At 68.3% G+C, this 15,555-nt stretch carries 12 protein-coding genes and 1 tRNA gene; 4 read left to right on the top strand and 9 right to left on the bottom strand.

All coding sequences use genetic code 11. The features are described from left to right. The first annotated feature begins 324 nt into the window (after positions 1-324). Complete coding sequence (locus IT306_29660) at positions 325-804, top strand: DinB family protein (GenBank protein ID MCC7372618.1); 480 nt, start codon at positions 325-327, stop codon at positions 802-804. A gap of 152 nt (positions 805-956) precedes the next feature. On the opposite strand, the gene IT306_29665 is transcribed toward IT306_29660, so the two are convergent. Continuing rightward, entirely contained in the window at positions 957-2,381 is a 1,425-nt protein-coding gene (locus IT306_29665; GenBank protein ID MCC7372619.1) for a phosphomannomutase/phosphoglucomutase, read from the bottom strand. A gap of 152 nt (positions 2,382-2,533) precedes the next feature. Here IT306_29665 and IT306_29670 point away from each other — a divergent pair, with 152 nt between their 5' ends. Further along, complete coding sequence (locus IT306_29670; GenBank protein MCC7372620.1) at positions 2,534-3,385, top strand: PHP domain-containing protein; 852 nt, start codon at positions 2,534-2,536, stop codon at positions 3,383-3,385. A 62-nt stretch (positions 3,386-3,447) separates the two neighbouring features. Here IT306_29670 and IT306_29675 read toward each other — a convergent pair whose 3' ends face one another. The 5 genes from IT306_29675 to IT306_29695 form a co-directional block, all read right to left on the bottom strand. After that, positions 3,448-4,365 (bottom strand): phosphoribosylaminoimidazolesuccinocarboxamide synthase, encoded by a 918-nt coding sequence (locus tag IT306_29675; GenBank protein ID MCC7372621.1) that lies wholly within the window; start codon positions 4,363-4,365, stop codon positions 3,448-3,450. 10 nt (positions 4,366-4,375) lie between these two features. Beyond that, on the bottom strand, positions 4,376-5,674 hold the full coding sequence (locus IT306_29680; protein MCC7372622.1) for an adenylosuccinate lyase: 1,299 nt from the start codon (positions 5,672-5,674) through the stop codon (positions 4,376-4,378). Positions 5,675-5,833: 159 nt separating this feature from the next. Continuing rightward, entirely contained in the window at positions 5,834-7,426 is a 1,593-nt protein-coding gene (guaA, locus tag IT306_29685; protein MCC7372623.1) for a glutamine-hydrolyzing GMP synthase, read from the bottom strand. Between the two features lie 80 nt (positions 7,427-7,506). Next, entirely contained in the window at positions 7,507-8,709 is a 1,203-nt protein-coding gene (locus IT306_29690; protein ID MCC7372624.1) for a GuaB3 family IMP dehydrogenase-related protein, read from the bottom strand. A gap of 483 nt (positions 8,710-9,192) precedes the next feature. Then, positions 9,193-10,128: a hypothetical protein gene (locus tag IT306_29695; GenBank protein MCC7372625.1), complete on the bottom strand. Its 936-nt coding sequence runs from the start codon at positions 10,126-10,128 to the stop codon at positions 9,193-9,195. A gap of 896 nt (positions 10,129-11,024) precedes the next feature. On the opposite strand from IT306_29695, the gene IT306_29700 reads away from it, so the two are divergent. Both IT306_29700 and IT306_29705 read left to right on the top strand, forming a co-directional pair. Beyond that, positions 11,025-11,095: transfer RNA gene (locus IT306_29700), tRNA-Gly, on the top strand. 436 nt (positions 11,096-11,531) lie between these two features. Beyond that, on the top strand, positions 11,532-12,692 hold the full coding sequence (locus IT306_29705; GenBank protein ID MCC7372626.1) for a pyridoxal phosphate-dependent aminotransferase: 1,161 nt from the start codon (positions 11,532-11,534) through the stop codon (positions 12,690-12,692). A 27-nt stretch (positions 12,693-12,719) separates the two neighbouring features. On the opposite strand, the gene IT306_29710 is transcribed toward IT306_29705, so the two are convergent. The 3 genes from IT306_29710 to IT306_29720 all read right to left on the bottom strand — a co-directional run bounded on the left by IT306_29710 (position 12,720) and on the right by IT306_29720 (position 15,545). Beyond that, positions 12,720-13,733: a DMT family transporter gene (locus IT306_29710; GenBank protein ID MCC7372627.1), complete on the bottom strand. Its 1,014-nt coding sequence runs from the start codon at positions 13,731-13,733 to the stop codon at positions 12,720-12,722. Further along, positions 13,733-14,677, bottom strand: coding sequence for a DMT family transporter (locus IT306_29715; protein ID MCC7372628.1), 945 nt, complete (start codon positions 14,675-14,677; stop codon positions 13,733-13,735). The genes IT306_29710 and IT306_29715 overlap by 1 nt, the downstream gene beginning before the upstream one ends. A gap of 97 nt (positions 14,678-14,774) precedes the next feature. Next, complete coding sequence (locus IT306_29720) at positions 14,775-15,545, bottom strand: SDR family oxidoreductase (protein MCC7372629.1); 771 nt, start codon at positions 15,543-15,545, stop codon at positions 14,775-14,777. Positions 15,546-15,555 lie beyond the last annotated feature (10 nt).

A 15,555-nucleotide genomic window follows, 5' to 3' on the forward strand; every position in this document is an offset into this window, starting at 1 on the left:
CGCCTACACGCATGCCGTCGCTGCGCGACGGACACCGGGCACGGACAGGGACTGGTGAGACTACAGCGTCGCGCAGCGACTGCAGGATCGTAGGCGGGGCTTTCAAGCCCCGACGCGGCGGCACGACAACATCAACATGCAATCGCCCTGGGGCATCGACGCCCGAGCTGTACCGTGAGAAGTCCGCAACTTCGCTCTCGCATGTGTATATACATACGCGATCAAAAGTTAAGGGTAGCGAGCAGGATGGACGAACTGGTGATACGTTCGCCCTGGACTGGCATCCTGCATCGACTGGCCCGAATCACCAGAGGAGGCGCCACCATGAGTTCACGAGCAGCAGGACTCGCCGACGCGTTCGAGCGGGCGAACGCCGCCGTCATCGCCGCTGTCGAGGCCTGTTCAGACGCGCAGGTCCGGGCCATCTGCGAGGCCGAAGGCTGGTCGGTGGCCGTGGCGGCGCACCACGTGGCGCAGACCCACGTGGCGCTGGCCGGCCTGATCCAGTTGATGGCGAGCGGTCAGCCGCTCCCGCCGATCACGATGGAGATGATCGACGCCGGCAACGCCCAGCACGCCGAGGAGTTCAAGAACGTCTCGAAGGCTGACACGCTGGCGGCGCTCCGGACCAACGGAGCTGCTGCCGCGAGTGTCGTGCGCGGCCTGAGCGACGAGCAGCTCGACCGACGCTCGCCGATGTCATTCGTCGGCGGCGCCGAGTGGAGCACGGCGGACATCATCGAGCGCATCCTGATCGGCCACCCGACGGAGCACGTCCAGAGCATCACGGCGGCCGTCAGCTAGCACTCCACCACGCAGAAGGCGGCGTCGTACCCGTCATCCCGAGCCGAGCGAGCGTGCGAACGCAGTCGAGGGATCTTGCTCACGCTACAGAATGGCAACGTGGTAGCAACAGGCGCCGTTGGGTCGGGGGGTGAGAGCCTTCTTTCCGACGATCAGTGGCCGCCGATGGCCGGCGAGGTCGCCGTTGGCGGCCACTTGCTCATGTTGACGCTCGGCTGGGCAGCCAGCAGATCGTGCATGACCTTGTAGATCTGGTCCAGCTTCTCGGGGCTGCGCGCCTCGCAGCGGACCGTCAGCGCCGGCGACGTATTCGAGTTCCGCACCAGCGCCCAGCCATCTCCAAAATCGGCCCGTGCGCCGTCGATGTCGATGACCGGGTACTTCGCCGCGAGCTGATCCCGCAGGGCCGCCACCACCCCAAACTTCTTGTCGTCTGGGCAGTGCAGCTGAATCAGGTGCGTGGCGTAGAGCGGCGGCAGCTGGGAGAACTGCGCCGAGAGCGGCTTGTCCGAACGGGACAGGATGCTCAACACGCGACCGGCCGCGATCAACGCATCGTCCACGGGGTAGTAGTTCTCGCCCAGGAAGATGTGGCCGGAGAGTTCGCCACCCAGCAGGATGCCCTCGGCCTTCATCCGCCGCTTCATGAATGAGTGGCCGGTCTTCCCAAGCTGCGGGTTGCCACCGTGCGCCTTCACGTCGGCCAGGGTGTTGAGCGACGACTTCACGTCCAGCAAGACCGTCGAGCCAGGGTGACGCGTCAGCAGGTCACGCGCCAGCAGGATGTTGATGAAGTCGGCCTCCCAGCGAAAGCCCTTCTCGTCGCAGACGCCGAGGCGGTCGCCGTCGCCGTCCCAGGCCAGCCCGACCTCGGCCCCCACCTCGGGCACCAGCTTCATCAGGTCAGCCATATTGGCAGGATCCTCCGGATCCGGCAGGTGGTTGGGGAAGGTCGAGTCCGGCTCGGTGTACAGCTCGACCACCTCGCAGCCGAGCTTCCGCAGCATCTCGGGCACGAACAAGCCCGCCACGCCGTTGCCGGTGTCCACCACGACCTTCATCGGCCGCGCGAGGTTCACCAGCGAGGCGATCTTGGCGTAGTAGTCGGGGCGAGGATCCCACCGGCTGAGCGCGCCGCTGCCGGTCTCGAAGTCGCCGGCCAGGGCCAGGTCGCGGACCTCGCGGATCTCCTCCTCGGCAATCGGGAGGGCGTCGGCCTCGACCATCTTGATGCCGTTGTACTCGACGGGGTTGTGACTGGCCGTGATGTTGACGCCGCCGGAGGTCTTCCGGTGGATCGTGGCGAAGTACATCAGGGGCGACGTGGCATCGCCGATGTCCGTCACGTCGCAGCCGGAGGCCAGCGCGCCCTCGATGAACGCGCCCTTCAGACCGGGGGTGTGTGGTCGCAGGTCGCCGCCCACCACCATGCTCGAACCGCCACGCCGTCGGAGCCACGTGCCCCAGGCCTGACCGATCAGGCGGGTCACGTCGGGTGTCAGGTCGGTGCCCGCGAGTCCGCGAATGTCGTACGCCCGAAACATGTGCGGATTGATGGTCGGCGTGCCGTCAGCCACGTCCGGTCTCCCTTCGGGTCGCGGGCCTGCAACCGATGGTGGCCGAGCGCCCGCTGCCCTGCTGATATCTGCTGCAAAACTGGTGCTTCGACACTGTACCACGGCCCCAGGCGTCCATTCGCACGGACATTCTGGCGTGGTACAACGCTCGGGTGACCAGCCCAGCCGCCCATGATTGTTACGTCGATCTCCACCTGCACACCACGTGGTCGGACGGCCGCTGGACGCCGCGCCGGGTCGTCGAAGAGGCTGTGACGGCCAACCTTGCGGCTATCGCCATCACCGACCATGACGTGCTCGGCGGCCTTGCCGAAGCGCAGACGGCGGCGGCAGAGCACGGCGTTGCGCTCCTGCCCGGCATCGAACTGACGGCTGACTGGCACGGGCGGACCGTCCACATGCTCGGCTACGGCATCGATCCGGCCAACGAACGGCTCGTCGCCGCGCTCGATCGGGGCCGCGAGATCATGGCCACCCACGTGGACGCGGTGCTGGCTGCCCTGGAGGCGGCCGGCACGCCGCTGACGCTCGACCATCTGAAGGGGATCAGGACGCGCTACGCCAGCGGCGCGGCGCTGGTGCTGGCGATGGTGCAGCAAGGCGTCCTCCGCAAGGCGAAGAACGGCGCAAGCCTGCTCAAACTGGCGAGCCAGGAGCCGCGCGCCTACACGGCCGCAGAGGCCATCGACCTGATCCACGCGGCGGGAGGGCTGGCCGTCCTGGCCCATCCCGCTCGAACGATCAAGAACCGCCCGCACCTGCCAGCCGACGAGCTGCGCCCGCTGGCGGATGCCGGCCTGGACGGCATCGAGGTCTGGCAGATCATCCACCGGCCGCGGGAGCGCGAGCACTACGCCGCCGTGGCCGATGAGCTTGGCCTGCTGGTGACGGGCGGCTCGGACTGCCACGGCCCGCGCAGCAAGGACGGCGCCCGGATCGGCAGCCAGCAGGTACCATACGCCGTCTACGAGCTACTTCTGGAACGGCTCACCGCCCACCCCTAGCGTCGGCTGTGTTCCTTGATCGCCAATGCCGCACATGAACGGGATTTCGTCACGTACCGAGTTCAGTCCGGGCTTACCAGGCGCTGGAACGCCTCGCGGTAGCGGTTCGAGGTCTCCAGCACCACAGCGTCTGACAATGGCGGCGGGGGCGGCTGCTTGTTCCAGCCCATCGCTTCGAGGGCGTCGCGGATCGGCTGCTTGTCGAGCGAGGGCGGCGTCCGGCCCGGCTCGTACCCCTCCAGCGGCCAGAACCGCGACGAGTCAGGCGTCAGCACCTCGTCGATCAGGATCACTTCGCCGTCCAGCAACCCGAACTCGAACTTCGTGTCGGCGACGATGATGCCGCGCGCCAGGGCGTACTCGTGGGCGGCCGTGTACAGCGCGATGCTCTTCGCTTCAAGGATGCCGGCCAGTTCATGTCCGATGCGGTCAGCCAGCTCGGTGCGCGTCAGCGGGAGATCGTGGCCCTCAGCCTCCTTGGTGCTCGGCGTGAAGCGGACCTCGGGCAGCTTGCCGGCCTCAAGGATGCCGGCCGGCAGCGGCTCGCCGGCCAGCGTCCCGTGCTGTCGGTATTCGGCCCAGCCCGAACCGGCCAGGTAGCCGCGCACCACGCACTCGACATCCAGCCGCTGGCACTTCTTGACCAGCATGGCCCGACCCACCAGTTGCTCCCGTCGATGCGCGATCTCGGGCACAACCCCGGCAGGATCGTCGGTCAGGAAGTGGTTCGGCACGAGATCCTTGAACTGCTCGAACCAGAACGCCGACATCGACGACAGCACGATCCCCTTGCCAGGGATCGGCTCGCCCATCACCACGTCGAACGCCGACAGCCGGTCGGTGGCCACGAACAGGAGCTGGTCGCCCAGATCGTAGATCTCGCGGACCTTGCCCCGGCCGATCAGCGGCAGCTCGGTGAGGCCGATCTCGGAGAGTGCCCTCGGGGCCGGCCCGCCATCGAGAAACGGGTGTCGATACATCGTCTCCGTCTCAGGCCGGGATCAGGCCGAGCCGCTTGAACGGCACGTCGATCCCCTGCATGTGGTGATCCAGCTCGAAGCACTCGTCAAGCTGCGCGGCCGTGAGCCGCTCGGTGACGCGCGGATCGCTCAGCAGCACCGTCTTGAGGTCGCTCTCGCCAGCCCAGACCCGCTTTGCCCCGGCCTGCACGATCAGGTAGGCGTCGTTGCGGATCATGCCGCTCTGGACCAGCTTGAGCAGCACCCGCTCCGAGAAGATCAGGCCGCGCGTCGAGCGCAGATTCTGGAACATCCGCTCCGGGAAGACGTCGAGCCGCTCCATGATGTCGGAGAAGATCCGCAGCATGTAGTCCAGCGCGACGGTCGCATCTGGCAGGATGATGCGCTCCGCCGACGAGTGGCTGATGTCGCGCTCGTGCCAGAGCGCCACGTTCTCCAGGGCCGGCAGCGCCGCCGCGCGGACGACCCGCGCCAGCCCGCAGATCCGCTCGGTCAGCTCAGGATTGCGCTTGTGCGGCATCGAGGAGCTGCCCTGCTGGCCGGCCGAGAACGGCTCGGCCACCTCCATGACCTCGGTCCGCTGAAGCGAGCGGATCTCCGTCGCCATCATCTCCAGCGTCGCCGCGACCACCGCCAGCGCCGAGACGTAGGCGGCGTGTCGGTCCCGCTGGAGGATCTGGGTCGAGGCCTCAGCCGGGGCGATCCCCAGCCGTTCGCAGACCACGTCCTCGACGCGGGCTGGCACGTTGGCGTGCGTCCCGACCGCCCCCGAGATCTGCCCGACGGCGATCTCCTTGCGGGCCGCCTGGAGCCGCTCTCGATTGCGCCGGATCATCGCCACCCAGACCGCCAGCTTGTGCCCGAAGGTGGTCGGCTCAGCGTGGATGCCGTGCGAGCGCCCGATGCAGACGGTGTCTTTGTGCTCGACGGCCTTCGCGCTGACGGCCCGCTCCAGCCGGTCGACATCGGCCAGCAAGATGTCGGTGGCCTCGACCAGTTGCAGCGATGTCGCGGTGTCCCAGACGTCGGACGAGGTCAGCCCGAAGTGGATGTACCGCCCGGCCGGCCCGGCCGACTCGGCCATGCTCCGCACGAACGCGATCACGTCGTGCCGCGTCTCCTGGAAGACCTCGCCGATCCGCTTCAGGTCGAACGTCGCGGCGCGGATGGCCGGCAGCGCGTCCGTCGGCACCACCCCGATCTCGGCCCAGGCCTCGCAGACGGCGACCTCGACCCGCCGCCAGTACTCGTACTTCTGCTCATCCGCCCAGATGCGGGCCATGTCGGGGAACGAATAGCGAGGAATCACCGAGCATCAACTCCTGGGGCGGGTCCGCGCACGAGCGAGCGCATCGGGTGACGCCGCATGCGCTGGCAGTGGCGACGAGAACTTCGGCAAGATGTGACGGGAGGCCCACACAGGACGGGCGAGCATCTGCTCGCCCGTCTCTCTGATGTCGCTACGAGTTTACTCCCATTCGATGGTGCCCGGCGGCTTGGACGTGATGTCCAGAGTGACACGGTTGACCCCGGGCACCTCGTTGACGATCCGATTGGAGATCCGCGCCAGCACCTCGTAGGGAACGCGCGCCCAGTCGGCTGTCATGCCGTCATCCGAGGTGACCATCCGCAGGGCCACCATGTGGCCGTAGGTGCGGAAGTCGCCCATCACGCCGACGGTCCGCAGCGGCGTCAGGACGGCGAAGCTCTGCCACATCTCGCGGTAGAGTCCGGCCGCCTTGATCTCGCTCATGACGACCCAGTCCGCGCCGCGCACCATCTCCAGCCGCTCCTCGGTCACCTCGCCGAGGATGCGGATCGAGAGGCCAGGGCCGGGGAACGGCTGCCGCCAGACCATGTCTTCCGGCAGCCCGAGCGCCATCCCGACCTCGCGGACCTCGTCCTTGAAGAGGTAGCGCAACGGCTCGACCAGCCGGAACGGCAGATCCTTGGGCAGCCCGCCGACGTTGTGGTGGGTCTTGATCTTCGACGCCGCCTTCGTCTCCGGAGCGGTGCTCTCGATCACGTCGGGGTAGAGCGTGCCCTGCGCCAGGTAGTCGATCTTCCCGAGCTTGCGGGCCTCCTCCGCGAAGACCTTGATGAACTCGCCGCCGACGATCTTGCGCTTCTGCTCGGGGTCGGTGATGCCGTTCAGCTCGCCCAGGAAGCGGTCGGCGGCGTCCACGGCGATCAGGTTGAACTTGAGGTGCTTCCCGAACGTCGCGACGGTCCGCTCCGGCTCCTCGCGCCGCATCAGGCCGTTGTTGACGAACACGCAGGTCAGTTGATCCCCGATCGCCTCGTGGATCAGCGACGCCGCCACGGCCGAGTCGACGCCGCCCGAGAGCGCGCAGATCACCCGGCCGTTGCCGACCTGGGTGCGGATGTCGCTGACGGCCCGCTCGATGTAGTTCCCCGAGGTCCAGGTCGGTTCGCAGCCGCAGACCTTGTAGAGGAAGTTCTTGATGATGTCCTTCCCGAGCGGCGTGTGCACCACTTCGGGATGGAACTGGATGCCGATATGCCCCCGACTGTCGGCCATCGCCGCGAAGTCGGAGTTGTCGCTGCGAGCGATGATCTCAAAGCCAGGCGGCAGCTCGGTGACCTTGTCGCCGTGGCTCATCCAGACGCCGAAGCTGTCCGGCAGCCCGTAGAAGATCGCGCCGTCGCCGGCCGCGCGGTGCAGGTTGGCCGGGCCGTACTCGCGCTTGTTGCTCGGCGCGACCTTTCCGCCAAGCTGATGCGCCAGCAGCTGCATCCCGTAGCAGATACCGAGGATCGGCAGGCCGCTCTCCAGCACAAACCGCGGGATCAGCGGCGCGCCGTCGGCGTAGACGCTGGCCGGGCCGCCGCTCAGAATCACGCCGCGCGGGTTCAGCGACGCGAACCGCTCGGGCGTGATGTCGTGCGGCAGCAGCTCGCAGTAGACGTTGGCCTCGCGGACGCGCCGCGCGATCAACTGGCTGTACTGCGAGCCGTAGTCGAGGATCGCGACGGCGTCACGGGCGGTCGGGTGAACCAGCTCGGGCGCGCCCTCGGACACGCCCGGCTGCTTCGCCATCGCCTCGGCCTCGGCGATCTCCAGATACGTGCCAACCTCGACGTCTCCCGAGACGGAGACGCGGGATGAGGTCCCGTCGCTCACTTGGCCCCCGCCAGCTGCCAGAGCTTGCCCTCGGTCTTGATCGAAGGAGCGATCACCATTTCGACGTCGTGCATCTCCGAGATGGTTGTCGCCCCGCAGACGCCCATGCAGGTGCGGATCGCCCCGACGAGGTTCTGCGTCCCGTCCGTCCGCGAGGTCGGGCCAAAGAGTACCTGTTCCAGCGTCCCGCTGACCCCGACGCGGATGCGGGTGCCGCGCGGCAGCGCGCCATGCGGCGTCGCCATGCCCCAGTGGTGGCCCCGCCCGGGGGCCTCGGCGGTCTGCGCGAACGGCGAGCCGAGCATGACGGCGTCCGCGCCGCTGGCCAGCGCCTTGTTGATGTCGCCGCCGGTCCGCATGCCGCCGTCCGTGATGATCGGGACGTACCGGCCCGTCTCGCGGTAGTAGACGTCGCGCGCCTCGCTGCAGTCGATGGTCGCCGTCACCTGCGGCACGCCCACGCCGAGCACCTCGCGGCTGGTGCAGGCCGCCCCCGGCCCGACGCCGACCAGCAGCCCGCTGACGCCCGTCCGGAGCAGCTCCAGCGCCGCCGCGAACGAGACGCAGTTGCCGACGACGACGGGGATCGGCATGGCAGCGCAGAGCTTCGCAAGGTCGAGCGCCTCGCCGCGCGTGCGGTAGCGGACCGTGCTCACCGTGGACTGCACGACGAAGATATCTGCGCCGGCAGCGGCGGCCACCTGTCCGAGATGGGCGGCGTTCGCCGGGGTGGACGAGACGGCGGCCAGCACGCCAGCGGCCTTGATCTCCTGGATCCGAGCAGCGACGAGGTCGTCGCGCATGGGGGCGCGGTACAGCTGCTGGAGCAGCGACGTGACCTCGCTGGCCGGGGCCTCCGCGATCTGGGCAAGCTGTTCCTCGGGGCGCTCGTAGCGGGTCTGCAAGCCTTCCAGGTTGAGCACAGCCAGACCGCCGGCCTTCCCGAGCGTGACGGCGAACGCCGGATCAACCACGCCATCCATGGCCGAGGCGAGGATCGGGAGGCCCAGCTTGTGCGGCCCGAGCCTCCAGGAGAGATCGATCTCCTCCGGATCGACGGTCAGCGTACCGGGCACCAGGGCGACGTCGTCAAAGCCATAGGCATGGCGCAGGCGGCTTGCGCCTCGTGGCCTGTCGAGGTTTGCGCCGAGGTTTGCAGAGAGATCGGGAGTCGGGCCGCTAGTCAAACTGGTTGCCATCTGCGCCTCCGTATCGAGCTTGCAGAACGAACGACCGAACGCGAAAGCTGGGGGATAGCCAACGACCGCCCCCAGACAGGGGCGGCCGTTCTGTCGATCGTGCGGGAGGTGAGCGCGGTCCCACCTAAACAGAAACCCCGGGGGCGAAGGCCCACGGGGCGGCAGTCAGGGCGCACCGAGGCCGCACTGCGGCTACGGCACCTCCTCGGATGGTGGTAGTGCTCGGGCACGAGCCTCCCCGTAAGACCTACCTGGGTCGTCGTACAAGCGGTTTGTTGCCTACTACTGTACGGATACGCTAGCAGGGCGTCAAGCGGCCCGGGCACGAATTCGATGTCACAATTTCGGCGTGGACGCGCAGTCGAACGTTATGACGAGGCTGCCGTCCGCGCACAGAACGACCCCGGCAACGAGCTGTCGCCGGGGTCGTCCGCCGTATCGAGCGCGTCCCCCGACGCGCTCACGGGTGGAAGGGGTTCCGCGTTAGAACGGCACCTGCTGGAGCGCCTCATCGGCGCGCCGCTTCGCCTGGTTGGCCTCGCGGTAGTGCATCATGCAGAGCACCCGGCTGTGCTTGCGCCGCCCGAACACGGCAAGCTGACTCGGAGGCCAGTTCGTGCCGTCCTTGAAGCGGGTCTCGGTCAGCGGCTCGCCGCACTCCTCGCAGGCGTAGACCTCCGAGTCGGACGGGGCCGCCGCGCCGCCCCCCACGATCTGCACGCCGTTCTGGCCGCTGCCGTTCGGGCCGTAGCCGCCCTGGCCGCTCCCGTTGGAGCCGCCGCCATTTCCGTACGAGCCGTTCCCATTGCCCGAGTAGCCCGCCCCCGGCTGCCCGCCGTTCCCCAGCCCGGCCGGCGGCTCCTTCTTCCAGAGGTACAGCCCGACGCCCACCAGCGAGGCGCACTTCTTGAGCGCGTCCGTCGCCGCGCCCTTCAGATCAAACCCGATGTCCATCGGCGTGCCGCTCGAACGCGAGCGCTTGACCTTCTGGCTGCCGAACTGCTGCCGCACGACGCTCCGGCCGGCCACGTCCACCGTCAACTCGCCTAGCACCCAGCACTCATCGGCCTCGGCGTGGATGCCGTGCTCCAGCACCCGGAAGCTCCAGGCCAGAAAGCCCAGCTCCTCGTTGAGGCGCGTCGCCACCTGTTCGCCGGTCACGTACTCCAGCTCGACGCCGCCCCGCAGATCGCGGAACGTCACATCGAACGGCGTGGCAAGGCGGGCGTACAGCTCAGACTCGGGCGGGCTGCTCTCGGGGCGACCGGACAGCGCGGCCACCATCGGCTCGTCCTCCTCGGGCGTGAACGGCGTCAGACCGTCGATCTCCGCCGCCTGCTCCGCCGCCTGCTCGGCCGCTGTCGGCGCATCCTGGCGCTCGACAGTCTCGGCGCTCTTCCCGCGTGCTCGCTTCTCCATCACCATGCTCCCGATTCCCCCGCCGCACAGGTCGGCAGGTTCCCACAACACACCGCCACCAGGAGTGGCGTCGAACGTCTGTTCTATATCGAAGTATACTCCTCCTGCCCATACGGTGCAACAAGCATCGGGCCATCTGCAGGCCGATTGCATGTTGATGTCGTCGTGCCGCCGCGTCGGGGCTTGAAAGCCCCGCCTACCATCCTGCTGTCGCTGCGCGACGCTGTAGTCGCACCAGTGCCGGCCGTTCCCGACGGCGTGACTGTAGGCGGGGACTTCAACCCCCGACCGCCCGTTCCATGATCCTTCGGGGACACCAATGCACATGCAATCGCCCTGCTGCTGCTACCAGTGCAATCGTATGTTGATGTCGTCGTGCCGCTGCGTCGGGGCTTGAAAGCCCCGCCTACGATCCTGCTGTCGCTGCGCGACGCTCCAGTCGCACCAGTGCCGGCCGTTCCCCACCGCCGTCGCGCAGCGACGGCGTGACTGTAGGCGGGGACTTCAGTCCCCGACCTCGCGTGTGACGGTGCCTCGGGAGCACCAACAGACATGCAGCAATCGCCCTGATGCTGCTACCAGTGCAATCGTATGTTGAGCGCGTCGTGCCGCTGCGTCGGGGCTTGAAAGCCCCGCCTACCATCCTGCTGTCGCTGCGCGACGCTCCAGTCGCACCAGTGCCTGCCGTTCCCGACGGCCGTCGCGCAGCGACGGTGTGACTGTAGGCGGGGACTTCAGTCCCCGACCTCGCGTGTGACGGTGTCTCGGGAGCACCAACAGACATGCAATCGCCCTGGGGCCATCTGGCTTCCGATTTTGGCGACTGCGTCAGCCGCGTTCGGCTCACGAAGGCTTGCCCGGTTGGGGCCAGCGGCCTAGAATTGACCGTCGCATCAGCGGGATTGGTGTAATGGCAGCACAGTAGCCTTCCAAGCTATTAGCAGGGGTTCGAGTCCCCTATCCCGCTCCCACCGCCCGCCGCTCCCGAAGGACCGGCGGGCGTTCTGCTGCACGGGTGCAGGCCGTGCCCTGCACGGTCGCACCCGCCAGTGTGCGTCGGGCTACGCCGCCTGCGAGCCGTGGGCCGGACGCGCCGACCACGTCGGCTGGCGGACCGCCAGCGGCGGCGTATGGGCCAGCCGGAACGCCGCCAGCAGGGCCAGCACCAGCAGGCCGCCGATCAGCGCCCGGCTGGAGTGCGATCTCGGCGCGCAGCTCGTGCTGGATACCCTGACCGGCTTCCGCCTGGAACGTCCGAACGTCCGCTTCCAGCTCTTTCAGAGTGCCGGCGCGAGGTGGCCGACGACCACGCCAACTGACGCATTGCTCCCACTTCTGGGACGGCTGCACAATCCTGGGGCCCCGTGTATCGAGCGGCAAGCGGAGCGGGGCGGAGGTTCGACGTGCGAGAGCCGTCAGCGCTGATCAAGAAGCTCCTGTCCAGCGAACGGGCCGGCGCATCGAAGCCGCCCGGCCCCGGTGTCATCCAGATGCACACCGGCGACCCCGACTTCCCGACGCCTCGCTACATCGCCGAGGCGATCCTGGACGCCTGCGAGCAGGGCCACACTCACTACGGCACGCTCCAGGGCGACCCTGAGCTGCGGGCAGTCATCGCGGATCAGCTCTCGAAGCGGAGCGGCAGCACCTGGACGGCCGCCGACGTGCTGATCACGACGGGCGGCAGCGGCGCGATCTTCGCCGCCATGTACGCCTACCTGGACCCCGGCGACCAGATCCTGATCCCCGATCCAAACTTCTCCCTGTACGCCGACGTCGCCACGATGATCGGCGCGGAGGCGACCTACGTCCCGCAGGCCGCTGACCTGCACCTGGATCTCGACCGGCTGCGGGCCGCTGCCGGCCCCCACGCGAAGATGGTCGTCCTCTGCAACCCGAACAATCCGACCGGGGTCGTGCTGAGCCGCCGCGAGGTCGAAGAGCTCGCGGCCTGGTGCGTCGAGCGCGACCTCTGGATCCTGGCCGACGAAGCGTACGACTATCTGATCTACGACGGCCGCGAGCACGTGTCGGTGCTCGACCTGCCGGGCATCGAGGACCGGATCCTCTTCTGCCAGACATTCTCGAAAACGTTCGCGATGACGGGTCTGCGGCTGGGGTATCTGGCCGCCAAGAACGGCGCAGCGGCCACCGCGTTCGCGGCCCACCGCGCAGCCACGACGGTCGCCAACACGGCCGTGCAGCGGGCCGGCCTGGTCGCGCTGACCACGCCGTCCGACGAGCCGGCCCGGATGCTCGAAGAGTACGCCTACCGTCGCGAGATGCTGGACGAGATCCTGAAGTCGGCTGACGGGTTGTCATGGCGCAAGCCAGAGGGCACGTTCTACGCCTTCATCAAGTACGAGTCGGCCCTCTCCTCGAAGGAGATGACGGCGTTTCTGCGCGAGCGTGGCGTGGCGCTGCGGAGCGGCACCGAGTTCGGCCCGGGCGGCGAGGGATATGTCCGCCTGAGCTTCGCCACCAGCCGCGAGGACATCCGCGAGGGCGCGCGCCGCCTCGCGGCAGCCGCCGCCGAGGCCGGCCGCCTCTACCCGAAGCCCTGAGGCAACCGCCGCCGTGAGGGCAGCGGCTCAGCCCGTCTCGCGCGTCGAGGCGGGCTGAGGCACGACGACCGGTGCCGCTTCGCCGACCGTCACGGCGTCTTCAGCCGTCACCGGCTTCTTCGGCGCTCGGTTGCGGCCGGGGCGATAGGCGTTCATCAGCCACAGCCCGAAGACGATGAAAGCGCCGCAGATGACGGTCGCCATCGTCAACTTCTCGTCCAGCAGCAGCGCGGCAAAGCCGGCCGTGAAGACGGGCATCAGGTAGGTGAACGCCATCGCCTGGGACGCCGTCACGTCGCGCAGGCCGTAGGCGTAGAGCACCTGGCTGCAGAAGCCGGCGATGAAGATCAGGTAGGCCACGCCCAGCCACGCACCAGGCGACCAGTTCACCATCTGTGGCACGTCGCCGAACGCGCCCATCGCCCCGGCGATCGGCCACATCGCCGGCGTCGCGATCATACTGGCGCTGGTGACGATCATCAGCGGCGGCCTGCGCGCCAGGAGCGGCTTGGTCAGGATGGTGTAGCCGCCCCAGGAGGTCTGGCAGCCCATCAGCAGCAGCCCGCCGATCAGCAGCGAGGCATCTGGGGCGTCCAGGTTGCCGCCGGTCGCCAGGAACGCCGCGCTCGTGAACGAGATCGCCATGCCCAGGCCCTGCAGCCGCCCGATCCGCGTCCCGACGAACGCCCGCTCCAGGACGGCGGTCCACAACGGCCCGGTCATCATCATCAGCGAGCCGAACGTGGCCGAGACCATCGAGATCCCGATCATGAACATCAGCGCGCTCAGGGCGTAGCCGGTCAGCGAGGCGAAGGCCAGCACCGTCCAATCGCGCCGGCTCATCGGCTGCCCGATCTTCCGGATCAGCAAGAAGGCCGGCACGTAGCAGACCAGGGTGGTCACGGTGAAACGCACCAGCATCAGCAAGCCGGGCGAGGTCTCACGCAACACCAGTTTGGTAGCGATGTTGTTGCTCGACCAGATGAGCACGACGAGCGTCAGCATCACCAGGGGGATGGCCGCTCGAACCTGCGCCGGCATCACTGCTTGACCGGGCGAACCGAGACGGCCGGCCGCGGCTCGCGGGCCGGGCGGGCCGCGCGTGACGGCTGCGGCCGGTTCACCAGCCAGAGACCGATCAGGATGATCGCGCCGCAGACGAACGTCATCACGGTCGGCTGCTCGTCCAGCGCGAACATCGCCATGACGGCGGTCAGCGGCGGCTGGAGGTAGGTGTACGAGACCGCTTGCGCCGCCGAAACGTCGCGGAGGGCCAGCAGGAACAGCAGCTGGCTCAGGGCGGTGTTCGCGAACGCCAGGTAGCAAATACCGAGCCAGACGCCCGGCGACCACTGCTGCGCGTCCCAGAGGAAGTTCCAGCCGCCGGTGAACAGGGAGATCGGCCACATCGAGCAGAGCGCGAACAGGTGGGACGCCCCCATGATCAGCGCCGGCTGGCGATAGGCCAGGATCGGCTTGCCGAACAGGATGTAGATAGCCCAGGTGCCCTGCGAGAGCACCAGGAAGACGGCGCCCGTCAGCAGCTCTGGCGGCGGCGCGGCCAGCGATCCGCCGCTGACCAGGAGCGCCGCTCCAAAGAACGCGATGCCCGTCCCGATGGCCCGGATCGTGGTCAGCTTCTCGCGCAGCAGCACCCAGGCCATCAACGCCGTGAGCGGCGGCCCGATCATCGAGATGAGCGACGTGTACGTGGCCGGCGCGTAGCTCAGCCCGATGGTGAAGCACAGCACGCTGGTACCAGCGCCGCCGGCCCCGATGCCAGCCAGCCGGACCCACTCATCGCGGCGAAAGCGCGGCGCTCGGCGGTACAGCACCAGGAAGAACGGGACGTGAAACGCCAGGACGCCCAGGCTGAAGCGCACCAGTGCAAGCTGGGCAGGCGGCACCTCGGCGACGACCATCTTCGAGATGACGGTGTTGCCCGACCAGATCAACACCACCACGAAGAGAAGCAGGTGCGGCACCCATCGACGCCGAGATTCTTCGGCCTGGGGGAACATGGCGACATTCTACGCCGGGACTGCCGGCCCCGGCGTGACGCGAACCGTGGCGGTGCGGGCCCTAGATCAGCGAGCGCGACTGTCCGCCGTCGACGTTGAGGCAGGCGCCCACCACAAGGCTGGCGGCGTCCGACACCAGAAACGTGACGGCGTTGGCAACCTCCTCCGGCCGCCCGAACCGCCCGAGCGGCAGCTCGTTCTTGACGAACTCGGCCATCCTCTCGGGCGTCTCGTCCACCCGCCGCTGCCAGGAGCCGCCCGGGAAGATGATCGAGCCGGGTGCGATGGCGTTGACGCGGATGCCGCGCGGCGCAAGCTGACGGGCCATCGACTTCGAGAGGGCGTTCTCGGCGGCCTTGACCACGTTGTAGGCCGGCCGGCCGCCCCACTCGCGCCCGAAGATCGACGAGATCATCACGATGGACCCGCTGCCCTGCCGCTCCATCCAAGGCACCACCAGCCGGCTGGCGCGCACGGCCGGCCAGAGCGTCAGGTCGAACGCGGCCGACCAGTCCTCGTCCGTGGTCTCGACGAAGCCATCCTTGCCGCCGCCGCCGACGTTGTTCACCAGGATATCGATCCGGCCGTACCGCTGGCCGACCTGCTCCACAAACGCCTCGACCTCGCCGTCAGCCGTGACGTCGACTGGCACGGCCAGCACCTCGCAGCCGAGCGCTCTGGCCTCGTCGGCCGTCTGGTTCAGGCGGTCCGCGCCGCGCGCGCAGAGCGCCAGCCGGCACCCCTCGGCGGCCAGCCCCAGCGCGATACTGCGACCGATTCCCCGACTCGCCCCGGTGACAGTCGCCACCTTACCTCGTAGTCCAAGCTCCACCGTCGTGCTC

The organism is Chloroflexota bacterium (assembly GCA_020850535.1).
GTDB lineage: Bacteria > Chloroflexota > UBA6077 > UBA6077 > JACCZL01 > JADZEM01.